23 protein-coding genes and 1 riboswitch are annotated in these 23187 nt (G+C 73.9%); of the genes, 10 read left to right on the top strand and 13 right to left on the bottom strand.

Annotation, left to right across the window (positions count from 1 at the left end; translation table 11 throughout):
* Position 1 precedes the first annotated feature (1 nt).
* The 7 genes from ACFC0G_RS00345 to ACFC0G_RS00315 form a co-directional block, all read right to left on the bottom strand.
* Entirely contained in the window at positions 2 to 1375 is a 1374-nt protein-coding gene (locus ACFC0G_RS00345; RefSeq protein WP_376394802.1) for a cobyrinate a,c-diamide synthase, read from the bottom strand.
* Complete coding sequence (cobO, locus tag ACFC0G_RS00340) at positions 1369 to 1977, bottom strand: cob(I)yrinic acid a,c-diamide adenosyltransferase (protein WP_329624182.1); 609 nt, start codon at positions 1975 to 1977, stop codon at positions 1369 to 1371. Before cobO ends, ACFC0G_RS00345 begins: the two co-directional genes overlap by 7 nt.
* Positions 1977 to 4040 (bottom strand): putative cobaltochelatase, encoded by a 2064-nt coding sequence (locus ACFC0G_RS00335; protein WP_376394798.1) that lies wholly within the window; start codon positions 4038 to 4040, stop codon positions 1977 to 1979. The genes cobO and ACFC0G_RS00335 overlap by 1 nt, the downstream gene beginning before the upstream one ends.
* 118 nt (positions 4041 to 4158) lie before the next feature.
* The gene (locus tag ACFC0G_RS00330; RefSeq protein WP_376394795.1) at positions 4159 to 5667 is read right to left on the bottom strand and encodes a cobyric acid synthase; all 1509 of its coding nucleotides are present in this window, start codon (positions 5665 to 5667) and stop codon (positions 4159 to 4161) included.
* Positions 5664 to 6650 (bottom strand): cobalamin biosynthesis protein, encoded by a 987-nt coding sequence (locus ACFC0G_RS00325; protein ID WP_376394792.1) that lies wholly within the window; start codon positions 6648 to 6650, stop codon positions 5664 to 5666. The genes ACFC0G_RS00330 and ACFC0G_RS00325 overlap by 4 nt, the downstream gene beginning before the upstream one ends.
* Before the next feature lie 33 nt (positions 6651 to 6683).
* Positions 6684 to 6816: riboswitch (cobalamin riboswitch) on the bottom strand.
* Between the two features lie 135 nt (positions 6817 to 6951).
* Positions 6952 to 7173 carry a hypothetical protein gene (locus ACFC0G_RS00320; protein WP_376394789.1) on the bottom strand — a complete coding sequence of 74 codons (222 nt, stop codon included), beginning with the start codon at positions 7171 to 7173 and terminating at the stop codon, positions 6952 to 6954.
* Between the two features lie 12 nt (positions 7174 to 7185).
* On the bottom strand, positions 7186 to 8457 hold the full coding sequence (locus ACFC0G_RS00315; RefSeq protein WP_376394786.1) for an anion permease: 1272 nt from the start codon (positions 8455 to 8457) through the stop codon (positions 7186 to 7188).
* A 408-nt stretch (positions 8458 to 8865) separates the two neighbouring features.
* Here ACFC0G_RS00315 and ACFC0G_RS00310 point away from each other — a divergent pair, with 408 nt between their 5' ends.
* Together ACFC0G_RS00310 and ACFC0G_RS00305 are read left to right on the top strand one after the other, a co-directional pair.
* Positions 8866 to 9993, top strand: coding sequence for an alpha/beta hydrolase (locus ACFC0G_RS00310; protein ID WP_376394783.1), 1128 nt, complete (start codon positions 8866 to 8868; stop codon positions 9991 to 9993).
* Positions 9994 to 10207: 214 nt separating this feature from the next.
* Complete coding sequence (locus ACFC0G_RS00305; protein WP_376394780.1) at positions 10208 to 11590, top strand: hypothetical protein; 1383 nt, start codon at positions 10208 to 10210, stop codon at positions 11588 to 11590.
* Between the two features lie 27 nt (positions 11591 to 11617).
* Here the strand turns inward: ACFC0G_RS00305 and ACFC0G_RS00300 are convergent, their stop codons facing one another.
* A complete protein-coding gene (locus ACFC0G_RS00300; protein ID WP_376394777.1) occupies positions 11618 to 12019 on the bottom strand; it encodes a VOC family protein in 402 nt (133 codons plus the stop codon).
* Between the two features lie 68 nt (positions 12020 to 12087).
* A complete protein-coding gene (locus tag ACFC0G_RS00295; RefSeq protein ID WP_376394774.1) occupies positions 12088 to 12978 on the bottom strand; it encodes a neutral zinc metallopeptidase in 891 nt (296 codons plus the stop codon).
* 275 nt (positions 12979 to 13253) lie between these two features.
* Here ACFC0G_RS00295 and ACFC0G_RS00290 point away from each other — a divergent pair, with 275 nt between their 5' ends.
* The 3 genes from ACFC0G_RS00290 (at position 13254) to ACFC0G_RS00280 (ending at position 16381) form a co-directional block, all read left to right on the top strand.
* Positions 13254 to 14852 (top strand): ABC-F family ATP-binding cassette domain-containing protein, encoded by a 1599-nt coding sequence (locus ACFC0G_RS00290; RefSeq protein ID WP_024756250.1) that lies wholly within the window; start codon positions 13254 to 13256, stop codon positions 14850 to 14852.
* A 376-nt stretch (positions 14853 to 15228) separates the two neighbouring features.
* A complete protein-coding gene (locus ACFC0G_RS00285) occupies positions 15229 to 15450 on the top strand; it encodes a helix-turn-helix domain-containing protein (protein ID WP_024756249.1) in 222 nt (73 codons plus the stop codon).
* A 130-nt stretch (positions 15451 to 15580) separates the two neighbouring features.
* Positions 15581 to 16381, top strand: coding sequence for an enoyl-CoA hydratase/isomerase family protein (locus ACFC0G_RS00280; RefSeq protein WP_376394769.1), 801 nt, complete (start codon positions 15581 to 15583; stop codon positions 16379 to 16381).
* A 24-nt stretch (positions 16382 to 16405) separates the two neighbouring features.
* Here ACFC0G_RS00280 and ACFC0G_RS00275 read toward each other — a convergent pair whose 3' ends face one another.
* The gene (locus tag ACFC0G_RS00275; protein ID WP_376394766.1) at positions 16406 to 17161 is read right to left on the bottom strand and encodes a hypothetical protein; all 756 of its coding nucleotides are present in this window, start codon (positions 17159 to 17161) and stop codon (positions 16406 to 16408) included.
* Between the two features lie 93 nt (positions 17162 to 17254).
* On the opposite strand from ACFC0G_RS00275, the gene ACFC0G_RS00270 reads away from it, so the two are divergent.
* From ACFC0G_RS00270 to amaP, 5 genes are all read left to right on the top strand, one after another.
* Positions 17255 to 17731 (top strand): Asp23/Gls24 family envelope stress response protein, encoded by a 477-nt coding sequence (locus tag ACFC0G_RS00270; RefSeq protein WP_376394763.1) that lies wholly within the window; start codon positions 17255 to 17257, stop codon positions 17729 to 17731.
* 81 nt (positions 17732 to 17812) lie between these two features.
* A complete protein-coding gene (locus tag ACFC0G_RS00265; RefSeq protein WP_024756245.1) occupies positions 17813 to 18004 on the top strand; it encodes a hypothetical protein in 192 nt (63 codons plus the stop codon).
* Positions 18005 to 18010: 6 nt separating this feature from the next.
* Complete coding sequence (locus ACFC0G_RS00260) at positions 18011 to 18355, top strand: Asp23/Gls24 family envelope stress response protein (protein WP_376394759.1); 345 nt, start codon at positions 18011 to 18013, stop codon at positions 18353 to 18355.
* Positions 18352 to 19002, top strand: coding sequence for a DUF6286 domain-containing protein (locus ACFC0G_RS00255; protein WP_376394756.1), 651 nt, complete (start codon positions 18352 to 18354; stop codon positions 19000 to 19002). The genes ACFC0G_RS00260 and ACFC0G_RS00255 overlap by 4 nt, the downstream gene beginning before the upstream one ends.
* 4 nt (positions 19003 to 19006) lie before the next feature.
* Entirely contained in the window at positions 19007 to 19594 is a 588-nt protein-coding gene (gene amaP, locus ACFC0G_RS00250) for an alkaline shock response membrane anchor protein AmaP (RefSeq protein WP_376394753.1), read from the top strand.
* A gap of 7 nt (positions 19595 to 19601) precedes the next feature.
* On the opposite strand, the gene ACFC0G_RS00245 is transcribed toward amaP, so the two are convergent.
* From ACFC0G_RS00245 to ACFC0G_RS00235, 3 genes are read right to left on the bottom strand one after another with little or no spacing between them, the layout of a single operon-like run.
* A complete protein-coding gene (locus ACFC0G_RS00245) occupies positions 19602 to 20384 on the bottom strand; it encodes an SDR family oxidoreductase (RefSeq protein WP_376394750.1) in 783 nt (260 codons plus the stop codon).
* Between the two features lie 14 nt (positions 20385 to 20398).
* Positions 20399 to 22210 (bottom strand): glycoside hydrolase family 15 protein, encoded by a 1812-nt coding sequence (locus ACFC0G_RS00240; protein WP_376394747.1) that lies wholly within the window; start codon positions 22208 to 22210, stop codon positions 20399 to 20401.
* A 34-nt stretch (positions 22211 to 22244) separates the two neighbouring features.
* The gene (locus ACFC0G_RS00235) at positions 22245 to 23141 is read right to left on the bottom strand and encodes an SURF1 family protein (protein WP_376394744.1); all 897 of its coding nucleotides are present in this window, start codon (positions 23139 to 23141) and stop codon (positions 22245 to 22247) included.
* Between the last annotated feature and the right edge of the window lie 46 nt (positions 23142 to 23187).

Raw genomic sequence — 23187 nt, 5'->3', positions numbered from 1 at the left:
CTCACGCGGCGGGACCGCCCGCGCACCGCTCGACGAACCGCGCGGCCACCTCGGGAGCACCCGCCCAGTGGGTGTGCACGTAGCTGGCGTGCACCCCTCCCTGGACGAAGCCCTCGACGCGCCGCTCCGGCTGCCGCAGCCCCCAGGCGGGCGTGGCCCCGGCGCCCGGCTCGATCACGGTCCGGTGGAACTCGTGCCCCCGCAGCCGGGCGCCCGTCGGAGCGAGCACGCTGTCGCTCACGGCGACGGCGTCCCGGTACCCGAGAGTGAGCCGCTCCGACATCCGCGCGTCCGCGTCGAGCACCCCGCACATGGGCGTGCCGTCGAGGGACCGCGCGAGATAGAGCAGCCCGGCACACTCGGCGGCGATCGGCGCACCGGCCTCGGCGAGCGCGGCGACGGCCTTCCGCAACGGCTCGTTGGCGGACAGCTCGGCCCCGTACATCTCGGGAAACCCGCCGCCTATGACGAGCCCGGAGGTGCCCTCGGGCAGCGCTTCGTCCCGGAGCGGATCGAACGTGACGACGTCCGCGCCCGCGGCGATGAGCAACTCCGTGTGCTCGGCGTACGAGAACGTGAACGCAGCCCCACCGGCGACGGCGACCACCGGCCTGCGGCCGGGCTTGTCCGCCGACTGCGGCCCGGTGGCCGGGTTGTGGGCGTCCCACGGCTCGGCGTGCAGCTCGGGCGCGCTGCGGGCCAATGCCAGCAGCCCCTCCAGATCGCACCCGGCAAGCACCTGCTCCGCCTGCGCGGCCACCGCCTCCACCGCCGCGGCCTGCCGCTCGGCAACCGGCACAAGCCCCAGGTGCCGCGACGGAGTCGCCACGGCAGGCGCCCGCCGCAGCACGCCGAGCACCGGCACCCCCGACTCCCCGAGCGCCTCCCGCAGCAGGTGCTCGTGCCGGTCCGTGGCGACCTTGTTGAGGATCACGCCCCCGATCCGCACCTCCGGATCCCACGACGCGAACCCGTGCACGAGCGCCGCCACCGACCGCGACTGCGACGACGCGTCCACGACGAGCACCACCGGAGCCTTCAGGAGCTTCGCCACCTGCGCGGTGGACGCCAGCTCGCCCTGGTCGGCGGCCCCGTCGTACAGGCCCATGACCCCCTCGACCACGGCCAGGTCGCAGCCGCGCGCCCCGTGCTCGAAGAGCGGCGCGACCAGCCCCGTACCGCACATGTACGCGTCGAGGTTGCGGCCCGGCCGGCCGGTCGCCAGGGCGTGGTAGCCGGGGTCGATGTAGTCGGGGCCGACCTTGTGCGGGGAGACGGCCAGACCACGGCCCGCGAACGCGGCCATGAGGCCGGTCGCGACCGTGGTCTTGCCCGCGCCGGACGACGGCGCGGCGATGACGAGACGTGCTACCACTCGATGCCCCGCTGGCCCTTCTGACCGGCGTCCATCGGGTGCTTGACCTTGGACATGTCGGTGACGAGATCGGCGAAGTCGACCAGCTCCTGCGGCGCGTTGCGCCCGGTGATGACGACGTGCTGGTGGCCGGGACGGTCGCGGAGGACCTCGACGACCTCCTTGGTGTCGATCCACCCCCAGTGCAGCAGGTAGGCGAACTCGTCGAGGACGTAGAACTTGTACCGCTCCTCGGCGAGGTCACGCTTGACCTGCTCCCAGCCCTCGCGGGCCTTCTCCTCGTGCGACTGCTCGCCCTCGGCGACCTCGCGCTGGATCCAGGACCAGCCCTCGCCCATCTTGTTCCAGGTGACCGTGCCGCCCTTGCCGGTCTCGCCGAGCGCCTTGAGGGCGTTCTCCTCGCCGACCTTCCACTTGGCGGACTTGACGAACTGGAACACCCCGATCGGCCAGCCCTGGTTCCAGGCGCGCAGCGCCATGCCGAAGGCGGCGGTCGACTTCCCCTTGCCGACGCCCGTGTGCACCATCACCAGTGCGCGGTTGCGGCGCTGACGGGTGGTGAGACCGTCGTCGGGCACGACGGTCGGCTGTCCCTGCGGCATTAAGCGGCCCTCCTGGTTGTCTGATCTGCCTGTACGTCCCTGACGAGGCCGGCGATCGAGTCGGCCCGCAGCTCGTCCAAGGTGACGGCGGTGCCGCCGAGTTCGCGTGCGAGGCTCCCGGCGAGCCCGAGCCGCACGGGGCCCGTCTCGCAGTCCACGACCACGCTCGCCGTGCCGTCGGCGGCGTGCAGCCGGGCCGCCCGGGCGGCCAGCGCCACCGGGTCGGCGCCGCCGCCGGTCGCCCGGCCGTCGGTCACGACGACGAGCAGCGGGCGGCGCGAGGGGTCCCGCAGCCGCTCGATCCGCAGCACGTCGTGGGCCTTGAGGAGCCCGGCGGACAGCGGCGTACGGCCGCCGGTCGGGAGCTGCTCAAGGCGTGCGGCGGCGGCGTCCACGGACGAGGTCGGCGGCAGCGCCAGATCGGCGGTACGGCCCCGGAAGGTGATCAGGCCGACCTTGTCGCGCCGCTGGTAGGCGTCGAGGAGCAGCGAGAGGACGGCACCCTTGACGGCGCTCATCCGCTGCCGGGCCGCCATCGAGCCGGAGGCGTCCACGGCGAAGAGCACGAGGTTCCCCTCACGCCCCTCACGGGTCGCCTGCCGCAGGTCGTCCCGCCGGACGACGAGCCCGGGACCGGTCCGCCCGCGCGCCCGCTGGTGCGGGGCGGCGGCCTGCACGGTCGCCGTCAGGTGCAGCTTGGTGAGCGCGCCGCGGGGCCGGGTGGATCCGGTGGTACGGCCGTGCTCGGTACGGGCCCGGGAGCGGCGCCCGGCGGCGCCCTCGCCCAGACCGGGCACGCTCAGCATCTTCGTACGGAAGGGCTCGGCGGCCTGGACGGCCGCGCGCTCACCGGCGCCGGAGCCCTGCGGGGCGGGGGCGGGGTCCGGAGCCTCGGCGGGCGCGGGCGCGTCGGCAGGGGTCTCCTCGGGCGCACCGTCCGTCTCGGGGGCGGGGCCTTCGCCCTGCGGCGGAATCCCTCCGCCACCGCCGGGGCCGCCGTCACCCGGGCCGTCGGGCTCGGGGTCCTCGTCGGAGTCGGTCTCCGGCTCCTCACCCTTGAACTGCTCCAGGGTCTCGTCGAGCTTGTCCTCGTCGAGGCCGGGCGCGTCGAAGGGGTTGCGCCGACGCCGGTGGGGGAGGGCCAGGAGCGCGGCCTGCCGCACGTCCTCGGAGGTGACCTCCGTGCGGCCGGCCCAGGCGGCGAGGGCGGTGGCGGCCCGCGCCATGACGATGTCGGCGCGCATGCCGTCGACCTCGAACGCGGCGCAGGTCGCGGCGATCTGGAGGAGGGCGGCGTCGCCGAGGGCCACCTTCGGCAGCAGGGTGCGGGCGGCGATGATCCGGTCCCGCAGTGCGGTCTCCTCGTCCGCCCAGCGGGCGGCGAACCCGGCGGGGTCGTCCTCGAAGGCGAGCCGCCGCCGGACGACCTCCACCCGCTGCTCGGGCACGCGGGAGGCGGCGACCTCCACGGTCAGCCCGAACCGGTCGAGCAACTGCGGCCGCAGTTCGCCCTCTTCGGGGTTCATGGTCCCGACGAGCAGGAAGCGGGCGGCATGCCGTACGGAGACGCCCTCGCGCTCGACGTGCGAGGCGCCCATGGCGGCGGCGTCGAGCAGGTGGTCGATGAGGTGGTCGCTCAGCAGGTTGACCTCGTCGACGTACAGGATGCCCCGGTGGGCGGAGGCGAGGAGGCCGGGCTCGAAGGCCTTCACGCCCTCGGCGAGCGCCTTCTCGATGTCGAGCGAGCCGACGAGCCGGTCCTCGGAGGCGCCGACGGGCAACTCGACCATGCGTGCGGCGCGTTCGGCCCCGGGGGCGTCGGCGTGCGGCCCGTCCGGGCAGCCGGGGTCGGGCGAGACGGGATCGCAGCTGAAGCGGCAGCCCGCCACGACGGGAACCACCGGCAGCAGATCGGCGAGCGCGCGGACGGCCGTGGACTTGGCGGTCCCCTTCTCGCCCCGGACGAGCACACCGCCCACCGCCGGACTGACCGCGTTCAGCAGCAGCGCGAGCCGCAGATCGTCCATGCCGACGACGGCGGTGAACGGATACCGGGTGCTCATCGGTTGGTCCTTCCCTCAAGTTCGATCAGCTGATGTGACGGGGACCCGATGGCCGCCGACGGCGGGCAACCACCCACAGGGGCCACCCGCGCACGACTCTCCAAGCCGCAACCGGCACTCACGGCGCACCCGGCGGCACGAACGGCAGCCCCGCCGGGGCGCCCTCCTCGATGAGCCGCAGCAGCGCGTCCGTGTCCGCGTGTTCCTCGATCAGGTCGCCGAGCCGGTCCAGCTGCTCTTCCCGCAGCGTGCCGAACGACGTGTCCGGGGCCGGTACGAACCGCCGCCCCGCCGCCGCCGCGACCTCCCGGAGGAACGCCCGGCGGAACCCGTCGCTCTCCAGCGAGCCGTGCCAGTGGGTGCCCCACACGGCGCCGACCCGGCACCCGTCCAGAAACGGTTCGCCCCCGTCCACCGACGCGACGCCGTGGTGGATCTCGTACCCCTCGACCCGCTCCCCGAGCGCCTCGCCGACCGGCCGCGCCAGGGTCTTCTCGCGCGCGAACCGGACCCGTACGGGCAGCAGTCCGAGCCCGTCGACGGTCCCGGCCTTCGACTCGACCTCGTCCTCGATCCGCTCGCCGAGCGCCTGGAAGCCGCCGCAGATCCCGAGGACCGGCCGGCCCTCGGCCGCGCGGCGGGCCAGCTCGTCCGCGAGCCCCCGCTCCCGCAGCCACGCGAGTGCCTTCACCGTCCCCCGGGTGCCGGGCACGACGACGAGGTCCGCGTCGACGAGCTCCTCGGGCCGGTCCACGAACCGGACGACGACGCCCGGCTCGGCGGCCAGCGCGTCGACGTCCGTGAAGTTCGACATCAGCGGTACGGCGCAGACGGCGACCCGCAGCACGTCCGCGCCGACGGGCGGCGCGACGACGGACTCGCGGACGGTGCCCCGCAGCGAGACCCGGAGGCCGTCCTCCTCGTCGATGCCGAGCCCGTGCGCGTACGGCAGGACGCCGAAGGTCCGCCGCCCGGTCAGCCCGTGCAGCATGTCGAGGCCGGGTTCGAGGAGGGTCACGTCGCCCCGGAACTTGTTCACGAGGTATCCGGCGACGAGCGACTGGTCCTCGGGGCTCAGCAGCGCCGTCGTCCCGAAGAACTGGGCGAAGACCCCGCCCCGGTCGATGTCGCCGACCACGACCACGGGCAGCCGCGCGGCCCGCGCGATGCCCATGTTCACGATGTCCGTGCGCCGCAGGTTGATCTCGGCCGGACTGCCCGCCCCCTCGCAGATCACGGCGTCGTACATGCCCCGGAGTTCCTCCAGGCACGCCATCACCGGCTCGAAGAGTTCCTTCTGCCGCCCGCCGTGGTAGCCGCGGGCGGACAGCTCGCCCACCGGCTTGCCCATCAGGACGACCTGGCTGGAGCGGTCGCTGCCCGGCTTGAGCAGGACCGGGTTCATGAGCGCGGTCGGCTCGACCCGGGCGGCCTGGGCCTGCATGGCCTGGGCCCGCCCGATCTCGGCGCCCTCGCGGGTCACGAAGGAGTTGAGGGACATGTTCTGTCCCTTGAACGGCGCCACCTTCAGGCCCTTGCGGACCAGCCAGCGGCAGATGCCGGCCGTCACGACGCTCTTGCCGGCGTCGGACGTGGTCCCGGCGACCAGCAGGCCCCCACCCCTCATGCGTTCCTCCGCTTCGCGTTCTTCACGGCAGCACCGATGATCATGCGGCCGCCGACACAGGCGGCCAGGGTCACGGCGGTGACCCGGCGCGAGAGCCGGACCGCCCGGTCGATGTCGGCGACCTCGACGGGCCGCCCTTCCCCGTTCAGCACGGGCCGGTGCTCGACCCGCCCGCCGTACGAGAGGGTCCCCCCGAGCCGTACGCCGAGGGCGCCCGCGAACGAGGCCTCGACGGGCCCCGCGTTGGGGCTCGGGTGCCGGTCCGCGTCCGCCCGCCAGGCCCGTACGGCCCCGCGCGGATTCCCTCCGGCGAGCGTCGCGGCGACGGCCGTCAGCCGGGCTCCGGGCCAGCCGGCCACGTCGTCGAGCCGGGCCGAGGCCCAGCCGAAGCGGCGGTGGCGCGGGGACTTGTGGCCGACCATCGCGTCGAGGGTGTTGACGGCCCGGAAGGCGACGAGGCCCGGCACGCCGGCGACCGCGCCCCAGAAGAGGGCGCCGACCACGGCGTCGGAGGTGTTCTCGGCGACGGACTCGACGACCGCGCGGGCCATCGCGGGACCGTCCAGGGACTGCGGGTCGCGCCCGCACAGGTGCGGCAGCCGCTCCCGGGCGACGTCCAGGTCCCCGACGGCGAGCGCCCCGCCGATCGCACGGGCCTCGCGGCCCAGGGTCGTCCCGCCGACGACGGCCCAGACGGAGGCGGCGGTGAGCGCCACGGCGGCGGCCGGCCGGTCCCGGACGGCCCGGGCGGCGAGCGCGCCGAGGGCGGCGGTGGAGCCGGCGCAGACGGCGGTGTGCAGGGCGCCCCAGCCGCGGTGGTCGTGGTGGAGGCGCTGTTCGACCGCGGCGGCGGCCCGGCCGAAGGCGGCGACGGGGTGTCCGCGGCGGGGATCGCCGACGAGCCGGTCGACGGCGAGCCCGAGGGCCGCGCCGTACGCGAATCCGTCCGGGGAAAGGCGGCTGGTTCTGGTGCGGCCGGGCATGGCGCAGGTCCTCACTCAGGGTCCGCGCCCTGGATCGACGTGACCGGCGGCGAGAGTTCCTGACTTCCGGACCCGTCGGATCCGGTCACAGTGGCGGGACCGCGCCGGATTCGCACCGGACTTCCTCTGCTGCCGCCGTAATGGCCTCGGCAGTCCACCACGGCCCGCGAACACCCGTCAACTCACCCTTGACCTGCGACAGGTCACTGTGCGAAGCACCACAAACACGGACCACACACACGACGGCCGGGCGGTCGCACCCGAAGGTGCGGACCGCCCGGCCGTCGTACAGAGAGGACCGTCAGGCGACGATCAGATAGATGCCGTACGCCACGGCCGCCACGCACAGGGCGAAGCAGGCGTAGGCGCCGGTGCGGGCCATCGTGGCCGAGCCGCCCTGGGCGGCGGCCTGCTCCTGCTTGGAGAGGCCGATGATGCCGAGGGTGAAGAGGCCCACGAGGGCGACGGTCGCCACGAGGCTGACCCCGAAGACGGCGCCGAGAGCTGCCCAGTCGATCTTCATGTCGTTGGTTCCTTACACCGCTGCGGCGGGGGCCGGGGGAGCGGCCGGGTCCGTGGGGACCGGCGAGGGGATGGTGGTCTTGAGGTCCTCGTCCGCGACGGCGGCGACGGAACCGGCCGGCGGCGGGGTGACGGCCGCGATGGCGGTGGTCACCACACCCGCGGGCTCGGACTCGCCGTCGAGGTCGTCGTCGGTGACGTTGTTGTGGTCGACCGGCTTGCGGCGGGACAGCGACCAGATGACGGCCGAGCCGGAGACCAGCAGGACCGCGACGGCGGCGATGCCCCAGGGGCCCTGCTTGGTGAGGAACTCGGCACCGGCGCCGACGAGGGCGGCGGCGGGCAGGGTCAGGCCCCAGGCGACGAACATCCGGGTCGCGGTCGACCAGCGGACGACGCCGCCCTTGCGGCCGAGGCCCGCGCCCATCACGGCACCCGAGCAGGACTGGGTGGTGGAGAGGGAGAAGCCGAGGTGCGAGGAGGCGAGGATGACCGTGGCGGCGCTGGTCTGGGCGGCGAAGCCCTGCTGCGGCTGGAGGTCGGTGAGGCCCTTGCCCATGGTGCGGATGATGCGCCAGCCGCCGAGGTAGGTGCCGAGCGCGATCGCGACGCCGGCGGCGACGATGACCCAGAGAGGCGGGTTGGAGCCGGGGGCGACGACGCCCTGGGTGACCAGGGCGAGGGTGATGATGCCCATCGTCTTCTGGGCGTCGTTGGTGCCGTGGGCGAGGGAGACGAGACCCGCGGAGGCGATCTGGCCGACCCGGTAGCCCTTGGCGGTGTGCTTCGCCTCGGTCTTGGCGCCGATCTTGTACGTCAGCCGGGTGGCCAGCATCGCGGCGAGGCCGGCGACGATCGGCGCGGCGACGGCCGGGATGAGGACCTTGGTGACGATGGTGGGGCCGTTCACGGCCGACCAGCCGGCCGACATGACCGCTGCGCCGATGAGGCCGCCGAAGAGCGCGTGGGAGGAGCTGGACGGCAGGCCCAGGAGCCAGGTCAGCAGGTTCCACAGGATGGCGCCCACGAGCGCCGCGAAGATCACTTCTGTACGAATGCCCTCTTCGTTGATGATCCCGCCGGAGATCGTCTTGGCGACCTCCACGGACAGGAACGCGCCGACGAGGTTCAGCACGGCGGACATGGCCACCGCCGTCTTGGGCTTGAGTGCACCGGTCGAGATGGTCGTGGCCATCGCGTTGGCGGTGTCGTGGAAACCGTTCGTGAAATCGAACACGAGAGCTGTCACGACCACAATGGCGAGCAGCAGCGTGATGTGTTCCATTTACCCAGGCAATCGTTTGACGTCAGTGGCTCGACGAACGTAAGCAACCTGGGTGAACGGAAGATGAACTGGGGCGGGCGACGTGGTGTCCCCATCCGGTGTCAAGACATTCCGCTTAGCCCCCCGCCGGGGAGTGCGTCCACGATGCGGTCACCCTGCGACCCCGGGTAATCCGGGCCGTTACGGGGCACCGGCGAGCCTGCCCGGTTCACCCCCCGCCGCCCCGTTCCGCTCCCTGGACCGGACCATCCGACCGGGGGACCCCGCCGAGGAGAGCCATGTCACTCGCGGGAGGGATCCCCGGAGGCGCGAGGCCCCCTCGGAGGTGCGAGGCCCCTCGGAGGTGCGAGGCCCCCCGGCCGGGTCCGCCCGGTGGCAGGCCGCCCGCGACCTGCCGACACTGGGAGCGTGCGCCCGGCTACAGCGACGGCAGCGGCCGTCACCACCCTGATCGGTGTCGGTGCGGCCGCGGTAGCGGCCGGCCGGTACGCCAGCGACGTCGCCCTCAGGGTGCCGTCCGGACGACCACTCCCGGGAGACCCCAGACTCACCGTGCACGCCACGGGACCCGAACGGATCACCCTCACCCGCAGCCTCGCCTCGCTGCGCCCCGGCACGTACGGAATGGAGGCCCCCGGCCTCCACGCCGTCCTCGGCCCCGTCCTCGACCGGGTCCCCCACACCGCCGACACCGTCGTCCGCCGCCTCGAACGGGTCGAGCTCGGTGTCCTCGGCCCCGGCGCCCGCGTCCGCCTCACCCCCCAGCTCCACCGGGGCACCCCGATCAGCGCCCTAGGGCTCGCGCACGAGGACGTCGAGATCCCCGGCGAGCTCGGCCCCCTGCCCGGCTGGCTCGTGTCGGCCCCCCGCACCACGTGGGTGATCGCGCTGCACGGCCTCGGCACCACCCGCGAGCACCCCCTGAACCTCGTCCCCTTCTTCAACCGGCGCAAGATCCCGGTCCTCGTCCCCGCCTACCGCGGCGACGAGGGGGCGCCCGCCTCCCCGGACGGTCTCGCCCACCTCGGCGACTCCGAGTGGCGGGACGTCGACGCCGCCATCCGCTACGCCGTCCGCCGCGGCGCCGCCAAGGTCGTCCTGCACGGCTGGGGGACCGGCGCCGCGATGGCCCTGCGCGCCGCCGCCGAGTCGGGCGTACGCGACCGGATCAGCGGCCTCGTCCTCGACTCCCCGGTCCTCGACTGGGAGGCCACCCTCCGCGGCCTCGCCGCGGCCCACCACGTCCCCGGACCGCTGCTCCCGCTCGCCGTCCGCGCCGCCCAGGCCCGTACGGGTCCGCACGCGGACCGGCTCCAGGCCGCCTCCGCACCCGGCGCCCTGCGCGTCCCCGTCCTCCTCCTGCACGGCCCCGACGACACGCTCGCCCCCTGGGAGCCGTCCGTCGAGCTCGCCGCCCGCCGCCCCGATCTGGTCACCCTGCACACGGTCCGGCGCGCCCCGCACGCGGCGATGTGGAACGCCGACCCCGTCCGCTACGAAGAGGCCCTGCGCCGCTTCCTCACCCCCTTGCTCTGACCCCTGCTCCGACGCCTGCTCCGGCGACGCGCACCCCTTCCTCCGGCGGCTCCTCCGACGGCCGTTCTGACGGGGCTGCGGATTCCGATTGGGCTTTCGGGCCGTCAGCGGGAAGACTGCCCCCGTGACGTCTCGAAAGCCCGATGAACCATTGGCGCGCAACTCCAGACTCCGACTCGTCCGCCCGCGGGCGCTGGCCACCGCCCGACGGGCCGTGACGACCCGGCGCACCCGGCCGGCGCCGCGGCCGCCCGAGGGCACTCCGCCCCGCGCGGAACTCGCCCGCCAGGCCCGGCAGGTCCTCGCCGACGCCGTACGGATCGCCCGCTGGGCCGCCGTCGAGCGCGGTCCCGAAGCCGCCCTCCGTGCCGGCGCCGAAGCCGTCACCGCCCAGGAACGGGCCGCGGCCGCACTGGACCTGACACCCGGCCAGATCCGGGCCGGCTGGGACCGCGCCCGGCTCGCGGGGCTCGTCGAGCTCCACGGCGACACCGCCCGCCCCGGCTGGCGGCTGCACGCCTGGGACCGGGACGACTCCGCCGTCCTGCGCGGCTGGGTCGCCCTCTTCGACGCCTGGTCCCTGGTCCACCCGGCCCCCGAGGGCGTCGCGCCGAGCGCCGTCGCCGAGGTCGTCGAGGCCGTCCCGCAGGTGCTCTCGCTGCTCCAGCTCTCCCAGGGCCCGGTCCTCGTCCCGGCCCTCCTCGACCTCCTAGGCCAGCGCGTCGAGGAACTCCGCGAGGAGCGCTGCGAGGTCCCGCCGACCGAGCCGACCCCCGAGCCGGCGCACACCGCCCCCGAGCCGTCGGAGACCCCCGGCGCGGCGGCGGACACCCCCGGCACGGACGGGCACGGGCTCCCCGCCCTCCTCGACTGGGCCCTGGAGGGCCTGGCGGCCGTCGGCGCGCTGACCCTAGACCCCGGCACCCTCGCTCCCGGCGCGGACGCCCGGCACGCCACCCTGACCCCCCTCGGCAACTGGGCGGTCTGGGTCAAGCTGGAGCAGATCTGCGTCGCCGCGCAGAGCCCCGCCGGCAACATCGAGCAGTCCGCCGAGGACATGCTGCGCGGCTGCGCCCGGCTCACCCCGGGACCGGCCCGCGCCGAGTACCGCGCCTGGCTCGCGGCCCGCACGCTCTCCAGCGCGGTGGCCGAACTCCTCGCCGTCGCCCGCGGCGAGGACGCCCTCCTGCGCGGCCTCGCCTTCGAGGCGCTCCGGGTCGTCGGGGCCCCCGCGGAGGCCGAGGTCCGCGCCACCGTCGCCGAGCCGTCCCTGCGCCCGTACGCCCTGCTCTGGCTGGCGGAGTACGAGGGCGCCGACCCCGACGACGCCCAGGAGGTCCTCACCCGCGAGGAGGCCACCTGGCTCTGGGTCGACACGGCGGCGGCCGTCGCCGACCACGGCGAGAGCGAGCTGCTGGTCCGCCACCTCGAATCCGCCGTCCAGGGCACCGTCCCCGCGCTCCTCGACGAGGTCAGGGCCGTGGGCCACCCCCGGACCGTCCAGGTCCTGGTCGCCCTGGCCGCCGCCCACCCGGACCCGGCGCTGTCCAAGGCCGTCCGCAGGGCCGCCTTCCAGGTCCACACCGGCGGAGCCTGAGCAGCCCGTACGACGTCCGGCGCCCGGCTACTCCGCGGCGCCGGGCGTGTACGTCCCGAAGCTCCAGATGTTGCCCTCGGCGTCCCGGGCCGTGTAGTCCCGCGAGCCGTACTCCTGGTCCGTGGGCGGCAGCACGATCTCGATGCCGTGGGCCACGGCCCGCGCGTGGTGCTCGTCCACGTCGTCCACGTGCACGAAGACGCCCACCGGGCCCCCGCCCGCCATCAGCTTGTCGAACTCGCTGCCCGTGCCCTTGCTGCCGAGCATCACCATGCCGTTCCCGTACGCGAGCTCGGCATGCGCGACCAGCCCGTCCTCGGCCTCGTACACGGCGGTCGCCGTGAAGCCGAAGCCCTCCGTGAGCAGCTTGATCGCGCCCTTCGCGTCCTCGTACGTCAGCGTCGGACAGATGTGGGGTGCCTCTGCCATCCCGATCACTTCCTCTCGATTCAGCCGAATGTGACCTGGATCTCAGTCTGGCAGCCCCCACGGGCAACTCAGCGGAAGGTGTTGCACTGGGCCATGTCGCCGGTCTTGTACCCCTGGTAGAACCACTGCTGCCGCTGCGCCGCCGAGCCGTGCGTCCAGCTCTCCGGGGTCACCCGGCCCTGGAACCTCTCCTGGATCCGGTCGTCGCCCACCGCGGCCGCCGCGTCGAGACCGTCCCGGATGTCCTCGTCCGTGAGCCGGGTCAGCAGCGGCCGGCCCGTCTTCTCGTCCGGGGTGGTCGTCGCGTGCCGGGCCCACACCCCGGCGTAGCAGTCGGCCTGGAGCTCGACCCGGACGGCGTTGGAGTTCGCGCCGGTCCGGCCGTCCTGGGCCCGGCCGAGGGTCCCCATCATGTTCTGGACGTGGTGCCCGTACTCGTGCGCCACCACGTACGCCTGGGCGAAGGGTCCGCCGCTCGACCCGAACTTGGTCCGCAGCTCCTCGAAGAAGCCCAGGTCCAGATAGACCTGCCGGTCCCCGGGGCAGTAGAAGGGCCCGACGGCCGAGGTGGCCGAGCCGCACGCGGTCCCGACCCGCTGGGTGAACATCACGGTGGGGGCGTTCCCGTAGGTCCCGCCCCGCCGCGCGTACTCGCTCCGCCAGAAGTCCTGGACGCTGTTGACGACGGCGACGATCCGGCAGTCCTCGCGGGTGTTCGCGTCCGAGCCCTTCTTGCAGGTCTGGTTCACCTGGGCCGCGGAGGAGGAGGTCGCGACCGGTGCCTCGCCGCCGTCGGAGAGCCCGAGCTGGTCGGGACCGACCCCGAAGATCACGCCCAGGATCAGCGCGATGAGCCCGATGACGCCGCCGCCGATCGTCGCCTTGCCGCCGGGGACGCGGCTGCTCCGGACGTCCTTGACCTCCGAGGTGTCCAGGTCGGCGTCGTCGTCGAACTGCACGGTCCACCACCCTCCGCGTCACTGCCGCGGCAGTGGCCGCCGCCCTGCGCCGAGTATCGAACGATCTCTGCGCGCTCGCCCCTTTTGTGTGACATGAGAGAGATCTTGAGAAATGTGAGAAAACTCCGATCCCGCCGCAAGGCACCCACATGGCCGAAAACCAGTTGCAGAAGCCCGTTAGACTGGCCGTATGGCCACTCTCCCCGTGCATTAGCGGCGTCGAAGCCCGTCAGCAGCAGTCCTTCCGCCGTTTCCCACCGCCCTGGAGTCTGTCCGTGATCACCGCCACCGGCATCGAGCTGCGCGCCGGCGCCCGCGTCCTCCTCGAGTCCGCTTCCTTCCGCGTCGCCAAGGGCGACCGCATCGGCCTCGTCGGCCGCAACGGAGCGGGCAAGACCACCCTCACCAAGTGCCTCGCGGGCGAGGGCCAGCCGGCCGCCGGTGCCATCGCCCGCTCCGGCGAGGTCGGCTACCTCCCGCAGGACCCGCGCACCGGCGACCTCGACGTCCTGGCCCGCGACCGCATCCTCTCCGCCCGCGGCCTCGACACGCTCCTCAAGAAGATGCGGGCGAACGAGGAGCGCATCGCGACCGGCAGCGGCGGCACCCGCGACAAGGCCATGCGGCAGTACGAGCGCCAGGAGACCGAGTTCCTGACCAAGGGCGGTTACGCGGCCGAGGCCGAGGCCTCCACCATCGCCGCCGCCCTCGGTCTGCCCGACCGCGTCATGGGCCAGCCGCTGCACACCCTCTCCGGTGGTCAGCGCCGCCGCGTCGAGCTCGCCCGGATCCTCTTCTCGGACGCCGACACGCTCCTCCTCGACGAGCCCACCAACCACCTCGACGCCGACTCCATCGTCTGGCTGCGCGACTACCTGAAGACCTACCGCGGTGGCTTCATCGTCATCTCCCACGACGTCGACCTCGTCGAGACCGTCGTCAACAAGGTCTTCTACCTGGACGCCAACCGCACCACGATCGACGTCTACAACATGGGCTGGAAGCTCTACCAGCAGCAGCGCGAGGCCGACGAGAAGCGCCGCAAGCGCGAGCGTCAGAACGCCGAGAAGAAGGCCGCGTCCCTCAACTCGCAGGCCGACAAGATGCGCGCCAAGGCCACCAAGACCGTCGCCGCGCAGAACATGGCCAAGCGCGCCGAGCGCCTGCTCTCCGGCCTGGAGGCCGTGCGCGCCTCCGACAAGGTCGCCAAGCTCCGCTTCCCGGACCCGGCGCCCTGCGGCAGGACGCCGCTGACCGCCGAGGGGCTCTCCAAGTCCTACGGCTCGCTCGAGATCTTCACCGACGTGGACCTCGCCATCGACAAGGGCTCCCGCGTCGTCATCCTCGGCCTCAACGGCGCGGGCAAGACGACGCTGCTGCGGCTCCTCGGCGGTGTCGAGAAGCCCGACACGGGCCAGGTCACCCCCGGCCACGGTCTGAAGCTCGGCTACTACGCCCAGGAGCACGAGACGCTCGACCCCGAGCGGACCGTCCTGGAGAACATGCGCTCCGCCGCGCCCGACCTCGACCTCGTCGCCGTCCGCAAGACGCTCGGTTCCTTCCTCTTCTCCGGTGACGACGTCGACAAGCCGGCCGGGGTCCTCTCCGGCGGTGAGAAGACCCGTCTCGCGCTCGCGACCCTCGTCGTCTCCTCGGCGAACGTGCTGCTCCTCGACGAGCCGACCAACAACCTCGACCCGGCCAGCCGCGAGGAGATCCTCGGCGCCCTGCGGACGTACAAGGGCGCGGTCGTCCTCGTCACCCACGACGAGGGCGCCGTCGAGGCCCTCGACCCGGAGCGGATCATCCTGCTCCCGGACGGTGTCGAGGACCTGTGGGGCGCGGACTACGCGGACCTCGTGGCCCTGGCCTGACCCGGTCCTGAGCTCCGGACGCGCCCGACGGCGTGTCCCGGGGCCCGGAGTGATCATTCAGGGCTGGATCATTCGGCTCATGGGTGATCCTTCATCTGAGTGAGGGCGTCTCGTACACCCCGGCGCGGTGCTCTGCCGAATCCTTCCGGCAGACCCGCGCCGTACGTGTGTTCCCCCTGCGGCGTTGACCTGGCACTTCCCGCTCCGTACGGCACGGGACCCGCTTTCCGCCGGTGCGGAATTCATGGTTCCGGTCGTGGCGGGGAGGTGCTCCTCGTGCAACCCGGCGGCACGGACCTTGTCGAATGGGTGGCCAGGACGGCGGGGAGGGGTGATCATGAGAAGTCCAGAGCGCACTTCCCATGAGGAGGCACGGGTGGCCGAGACTCTGAAGAAGGGCAGCCGGGTGACCGGCGCCGCGCGCGACAAGCTCGCGGCAGACCTGAAGAAGAAGTACGACTCCGGTGCGAGCATCCGGGCGCTGGCCGAGGAAACCGGCCGCTCCTACGGATTCGTCCACCGGATGCTGAGCGAGTCCGGAGTCACGCTGCGTGGACGCGGCGGAGCGACACGGGGCAAGAAGGCAGCCTCGGTCTGAGTCATCGGGGCGGCTCGACCGGCCACCGGGTCTCTCGGTGGCCACCCGGTCGGCCGTGCGGTCGGCCAGGTGGTTACTGTGCAGTCACTTAGCATCGATGCAAGTGCTGCACCGGAACCGGAGGCGCCCCATGACTACGCTCGACGACTCTGAGCTCGTATTCGACAAGGACGGTGTACGGCTCACCGTCGAGGACGCCGTTGCCACGGTGACCCTGACCAATCCGGCGAAGCGCAACGCTCAGTCTCCCGCTCTGTGGCGGGCGTTGACAGAAGCCGGCCGGTCGTTGCCCGGCAGCGTGCGGGTCGTGGTCCTGCGCGGAGAGGGAAAGTCCTTCTCCGCAGGGCTCGACCGGCAGGCGTTCACGCCCGAGGGCTTCGACGGAGAGCCGTCCTTCCTCGATCTCGCGCGCGGTTCCGACGAGGACCTCGACGCGGAGATCGCCGAGTACCAGGAGGCGTTCACCTGGTGGCGCCGTAGCGACCTCGTGTCGATCGCGGCCGTCCAGGGGCATGCCATCGGCGCGGGCTTCCAGCTCGCCCTCGCCTGCGACCTGCGGGTCGTCGCCGAGGACGTGGCGTTCGCCATGCGCGAGACCAGCCTGGGTCTCGTCCCGGACCTGACCGGGACGCACCCGCTCGTCTCGCTCGTCGGCTACGCCCGCGCGCTGGAGATCTGCGCCACCGGCCGCTTCGTCCACGCGGAGGAGGCCGAGCGCACCGGTCTCGCCAACATCGCCGTGCCCGCGGAGGAACTCGACGCGACGGTACGGGACTTGAGCGCCGCCCTGCTCGCGGCGCCGCGCGCCGCGGTCAACGAGACCAAGGCGCTCCTCCAGGCTGCCGCCGGCCGCTCGTACGAGGAGCAGCGCACCGCCGAGCGCGCCGCCCAGGCCCGCCGTCTGCGCGACCTCGCGGGCCTCGGCGACTGACGCACGCCCCCCTTACGGCGCTCCCTACCGCAGTTCCGAGACCAGTACCGTGACCGCCGTCGCCTCCGGGGCGGCGGCGGTCACGGCGCTCCGGACGGCGCGGGCCACGTCCAGGGGGCGGTGGTCCGCCGTCACCGCCAGCTCGACCCGCACCCGGCCGGACTCCCGCAGGACCGGCGGGCCCAGCGCGTCCGTCACGCCCGCCACGCCCTCGACCCGCAGCGCCGCGAGGGCGGCGGGATCGTCCGTCGCGGGCGAGGGTCGCCCGGGTGGGGGAGTGGCAGGCCCGGGATTCTCCGGTGCCGTGTCGAGCAGCTCCGTCACCCGGAGGTCCACGGCCGCCACCACCAGGCCGAGCCCGTCCTCCGCCGCCGCGAGGAGGGCCGCGCGCAGCTCGGCGGCGAGCTCCGGAAGCGGGCGCCCGGCCACGGCCCCGAAGCCCGCCGAGATCCGCAGGCCCCCAGGTGCGGGCCCGTCGCCCGCCCCGCCTTCCGGTCCGCGGTCCGGCCCGCCGTCCGATCCCTCGCCCGACCAGCCTTCCGGTCCGTCGCCCGACCCGGCTTCCGGTCGGTCGTCCTCGTCCGGTCCGGTCTCCGTGGCGGGCCCGACCCGGAGTCCGCCCGGCACCACTCCCCGTACCGCCGCCGCTGCCCCGTCGAGGGCCGTCCGCGCCGCGCGCTCCGTGATCCAGGCCCCGTCCTCCGGTGCCCCGAGCGGCAGCAGCCTGCCCGGTGCGAGCCGGTCCCGTACCGCCGCCGCCCAACCCTCAGCCGTCGTCATTGCCCCAGCCTGCCGTATCCCCGGGGCGGGATCGGGCAGCCGCCCTTAGTGTGGGCGAAGAACCCCGAAATATCCCAGAAGGGGCGAAATCTGATGGCGGACTCCGCACACTCCGGTGACAGCTCGACCGACGAACCGCGCCGTACCTCCGTGACCAAACGCGGCGGCGGCGCCCCGGCCTCCCGGGGCCGGACCACGATCGCCGACGGCGTCGTGGAGAAGATCGCCGGCCTCGCCGCACGCGATGTCGTCGGCGTCCACGCCATGGGCAGCGGCCTCTCCCGCACCTTCGGCGCCGTACGCGACCGCGTACCCGGCGGAGGCGGCGGCAAGGCGAGCGTCACCCGAGGGGTGAAGGCCGAGGTCGGCGAGGTGCAGACCGCGCTCGACCTGGAGATCGTCGTCGACTACGGCGTCTCCATCGCCGACGTCGCCGGCGACGTACGGGAGAACGTCATCGCCGCCGTGGAGCGGATGACCGGCCTCGAAGTCGTCGAGGTCAACATCGCCGTCAGCGATGTGAAGCTCCCGGACGAGGAGGAGGAAGAGCCGGAGCAGAGGCTCCAGTAGCCGTCGGCGGCCCGTCCGTCGGCCAGGCCTCGAAAGGCGACCAGGCCTCGAAGGGCGAACAGGCCTCGAAAGGGGACAGGAATGAGCATGGCGGTGGTCGGCCTGGTGGCCGGCATGGCCCTCGGCTTCGCCGGGTACTTCGGCGGCTTCGGGGCGTTTCTGCTGGTCGCGGCCTTGGGCGCGATCGGCTTCGTGGCCGGGCGTTTCCTCGACGGCGATCTCGAACCCGGCGACCTGTTCCGGGGCCGCGAGCGCGGCGACCGGCGGCGGTGACCCGGGGTGGCAGCGGACCCGGTACGCGACCGCGGGGCGACCACGATCGCCGACCGGGTCGTCGCGAAGATCGCCTCCCAGGCCGCACGTGAGGCGCTGGACGCCGTCCCGGAGGGCGGCTCGGCGCCGCACGCCTCGGTCGTCGTCCACCGGGACGTCGCCCGGGTCTCGGTCAACCTCGACCTCGCCTACCCGTCCGACATCGGCCGCCAGTGCGGGGCCGTCCGGGGCCGGGTCCGCAGCCGCGTGGAGGGCCTCGTCGGCATGGAGGTCCACGAGGTCACCGTCCACGTGGAGCGCCTCCACTCCCCGCACACGCGCCAGAGCACCCCGAGGGGCCGCCTCTCATGACCACCACCCCGGCCCCCGCCCCGGGCCCGCACCCGCCCTCCGGCGAAGCCGAGGAGGCCGGGCCCCCCGACTCCGTACCCGTCCTCGCCGACGCCCCGGGACCCCGGGTGCGCCGCTTCTGGGCGGTCCGGCGGATCCCCGCCGCCGTCCTGGCGGCCGTCGTCCTCGGCGGAGCGGGGCTGCTCCTGTACGACGTGGCGGCCGTCCGGGCCGATCGCTCCGCCATGGCCTGGCGGCATGAGCTCGCCGACACGCTCGCGAGCAAACCCCTCGACAGCGCCACGGTCCTCACCGGCGCCGCCCTCGCCGTCCTGCTCGGCGTCTGGCTGCTGATCCTGGCCGCCACCCCCGGGCTGCGCGCCGTCCTCCCCATGCGCCGCGAACACGCCGACGTACGGGCCGGGCTCGACCGGGAGGCCGCCGCCCTCGCCCTGCGCGACCGCGCCATGGAGGTCTCCGGCGTCCAGTCCGTCCGGGTCCGCGTCGGCCGCGCCAAGGTGGGCGTCCGGGCCGTCTCGCACTTCCGGGCGCTCGACGAGGTCCGCGCCGACGTGGAGACCGTCCTCGCCACCGGCGTCGACGAACTCGGCCTCGCCCACCCGCCCGCGCTGACCGTACGGGTGACCCGACCGCCCAGGAAGGGGTGACCCGGTGACGGTCGTCCTCCGACGCGTCAACCGCGTCCTGCTCGGGCTCGCCGGGCTGCTCCTCGTCCTCGCCGGCGGCGCCGTCCTCGCCGCGGGCCTCGACCTGTCCGTGCCGTCCTGGTGGCCCTGGTCCGGCCCCTCCGACGTCCTGCTCTCCGCCGCCGACCGCCAGCGGTGGCGCGACGAGAGCTGGTGGTGGCCGGTGGTCATCGCGGGCCTCGGGCTCGTCGTCCTGCTCGCCCTGTGGTGGCTGCTCGTCCAGTTCCGGCGGGCCCGGCTCCGCGAGGTCCTCGTCGACACCGGCGACGGCGAGGGGGCGGTCCTGCGCGGCCGGGCCCTGGAGGACGTCCTGGAGGCGGACGCCGCCGCGCAGGACGGTGTGGCCAAGGCCCGGGTCTCCCTCACCGGCCGCCGCACCGCCCCCCGTACCCGCGTCGCCCTCCTCCTGGAGCCGCACGCCGTCCCGGGGGACGCCCTGAGCACTCTCAGCACCGAGGCCCTCGCGCACGCCCGGACGTCCGCGGGGCTGCCCGCGCTGCCGACGGAGGCCCGCCTGCGGGCCGTGAAGCACCGGGCCCGCAGGGTCACCTGAGCGCGGCTCAGAAGCCGCCGCGCGCGCCGCCGTCCACCGGGAGCATCAGCCCCGTCAGGTACGAGGCGGCCGGCGACAGCAGGAAGGCCGCCGTCCGCCCGAACTCCTCCGGGGTGCCGTAGCGGCGCAGCGGGATCGTGGCCTCGTTCGCCGCGCGGGCCGCGTCCGCGTCGCCGGAGAGCGCGTCGAGGGAGCGCACCCGGTCCGTGTCGATCCGGCTCGGCAGCAGCCCGACGACGCGGACCCCGCGCGGGCCCAGGTCGTTGGCGAGGGACTTCGCGAAGCCGGCGAGCCCCGGCCGCAGCCCGTTGGAGATGGTCAGGCCGGGGATCGGCTCGTGGACCGAACCGGACAGGACGAAGCCGATGACACCGCCCTCGGTGAGCGTGGCGGCCGCCGCGCGGGCCAGCCGTACGGCCCCGAGGAAGACGGTGTCGAAGGCGGCCGCCCACTGCTCGTCGGTGTTGTCGGCCGCGAAGCCGGGCGCCGGGCCGCCGACGCTGATCAGGATGCCGTCGAAGCCGCCGAAGCGCGCCTGGGCCTCGGCGATCAGCCGGTCAGGGGTGCCCGGATCGGCGTTGTCGGCGGCGACCCCGGCGACCTCGCCCGCGACCCCGCCCGCGCCCGCACCCGCACCCAGCTCGGCCACCGCCTCCGCGACGGCCTTCTCCTCGCGCCCGGTGATCAGCACCTTCGCGCCCTCGGCGAGCAGCGCCTCCGCCGAGGCCCTGCCGAGCCCCCGCGTCGCGCCGGTCACCACGTACACACGGTCCTTCAGTCCAAGATCCATGGCCCCATCCTGGCCTATCCCGCCGTCTCCGCAGCCTCCTCCTCCGCCTCCTCCTCCTCGGCGGCCAGGGCGAAGGCGGTGCCCACGAGCCCGATGTGGCTGAAGGCCTGCGGGAAGTTCCCCAGCTGGCGGCGGGCCACCGGGTCGTACTCCTCCGCGAGGAGCCCCACGTCGTTGCGGAGGGAGACGAGCCGGTCGAAGAGCCGGCGCGCCTCCTCGGTCCTGCCGGTCAACCGCAGCGCGTCCGCCAGCCAGAACGAGCAGACGAGGAACGTCCCCTCCTGGCCGGGCAGCCCGTCCACCGTCCCGGAGTCCGTGCTGTACCGGCGCAGGAAGCCGCCGTGCAGCAGCTCCTTCCGCACCGCGTCCACCGTCCCGACGACCCGGGGGTCGTCCGGCGGCAGGAAGCCGACCTGCGGGATGAGCAGGGTGGCGGCGTCCAGCTCCCGGGAGCCGTACGACTGGGTGAAGGTGTTCCGCTCGGGGTCGTACGCCTTCGCGCACACCTCGGCGTGGATCTCGTCGCGCATCGCCCGCCACCGCGCCGGATCGCCCGGCAGCGACGGATCCGCCTCCAGGGTGCGCACCGCCCGGTCGGCGGCCACCCAGGCCATCACCTTCGAGTGGGTGAAGTGGCGGCGCGGCCCGCGGACCTCCCACAGGCCCTCGTCGGGGTTCCGCCAGGTCGACTCCAGGAAGCCGAGCAGGCTCAGCTGGAGGTTCCAGGCGTGCCGCTCCGCCGGGATCCCGGCCTCGCGCGCCCGGTTGAGCGAGTCCATGACCTCGCCGTACACGTCGAGCTGGAACTGCTCCACGGCCGCGTTCCCGGTCCGTACCGGCGCCGAGTCGGCGTAGCCGCGCAGCCACGGCAGCGTCGTCTCGGGCAGCCGGCGCTCCCCGGCGGGGCCGTACATGATCTGGAGGTCGGCCGGGTCGCCCGCGACCGAGCGCAGCAGCCAGTCCCGCCAGGCGGCCGCCTCCTCGACGTATCCGGCGGCGAGGAGCGCGCCGAGGGTGAGGGAGGAGTCGCGCAGCCAGCACGCCCGGTAGTCCCAGTTCCGTACGCCGCCGAGCTCCTCCGGCAGCGAGGTGGTGGGGGCGGCGACGATCCCGCCGGTCGGGGCGTACGTGAGGGCCTTGAGGGTGATCAGGGAGCGCAGCACCGCCTCCCGGTGGGGGCCGCGGTAGGTGCAGCGGGCCGCCCACGCCCGCCAGTCCTCCAGGGACAGCTCCAGGGCCTCGAAGGGGTCGACGAGGTCGGGGCGCGGCTCGTGGGAGGGGTGCCAGGTCAGGACGAAGGCGACCTTCTCGCGGGCGGCGACGGTGAAGGAGGAGCAGGTGGCGAACTGCTGGCCCCAGGTCTTCACGGGCGGCTCGCTGCGCAGCCAGACGGCGTCGGGCCCGGCGACCGCGACCCGGTGGCCGTCGGCGCGGCGCACCCAGGGCACGATCGAGCCGTAGTCGAAGCGCAGCCGCAGGGCGGCGCTCATCTCGACGGTGCCGCTGACGCCCTCCACGATCCGCATGACGTCGGGCGACTTGTCCCGCTGCGGCATGAAGTCGACGACCTTGACGGTGCCGGTGCGGGTCGTCCAGAAGGTCTCCAGGATCAGGGAGTCCTCGACGTAGCGGCGGCTCGTGCAGGTCGTGGCGCCCTTGGGCGCGATGCGCCAGTGGCCGTTGTTCTCGTCGCCGAGGAGCGCGGCGAAACAGGCGGCCGAGTCGAAGCGGGGCAGACACAGCCAGTCGATCGACCCGTCACGGCCGACGAGCGCGGCGGTCTGGAGATCGCCGATGAGGGCGTAGTCGTCGATACGTTGCGTCACGCTTTGGGCTGTTCCCGGAAGCGGCGGCCGTCAATCAGAGGGACGGGGTGGCCTGGACCGCAGCCGTGTCCCCGGCAGGTGCCTCCGGGGCGTCGGAGGCAGCCCCGTCGCCGTCCCCGTCGCCGTCCCCGTCGCCGTCCCCGTCGCCGTCCCCGGCCCCGCTCCCGGCGGCTCCGGCGCGGGTGGCGGCCTCCTGGTCGCGCTTCTCCCGGCGCACGAGGATCACCCAGCCGACGGGCACCCCCGCGGTGAAGAGCCACCACTGCACGGCGTACGCCATGTGGGCGCCGATCGAGTCGTGGTCGGGCTCGGGGATCAGCTCGGGGGTGTCGCCGACCGGATCGGGGGCGGTCTGTTCGAGGTAGCCGCCGAGGACCTCGCGGCCGATGAGCGCGGCCTGCTGCTCGCTGTTGATCAGCATGACCTGGCGGTCCGGCAGGCCCTTCAGGTCCTTGATGCCGCTGGCGCCGGTCGTCTCGTCCGCCTTGAGCCGGCCGGTGACGGTGATCTCGCCCTCGGGGGCGGGCGGCACCGACGGGTAGGAACGCTGGTCGGCGGCGGCCGGCACCCAGCCGCGGTTGACCAGGACGACGCGGCCGTCCGGGAGGACGAGCGGCGTCAGGACGAGCACGCCCTGCCGGTCGTCGGAGTTCGTGCGACGGCGGACGACCACCTCGTGGGAGGTGTCGAAGGTGCCGGTGGCGGTGACCTGCCGCCAGTAGTCGGCGCGCGGGACGGTGTGGCCGGGGGAGGTGAGCTCCCCGACCGGGACCGGCTTCGCCTTGAGGTTGTCTGCGATCAGGGCGTTCTGGGCCACGCGGCGTTCGTGCCGGTGGAACTGCCAGAAACCCAGCTCGATCATCGTGGGGATGAGGACGAGGGCGATGAGGGTGAGGATCACCCACTGCCGGGACAACAGGAAGCGGTACACCCCATGACGGTACAACTGCGGTCATGGGGTGCACGCGGCGGGGTTC

The sequence above is a fragment of the Streptomyces sp. NPDC056169 genome (genome assembly GCF_042268445.1).
Taxonomy (GTDB): domain Bacteria; phylum Actinomycetota; class Actinomycetes; order Streptomycetales; family Streptomycetaceae; genus Streptomyces.
This window is presented reverse-complemented; position numbering and strand designations above follow the sequence as displayed.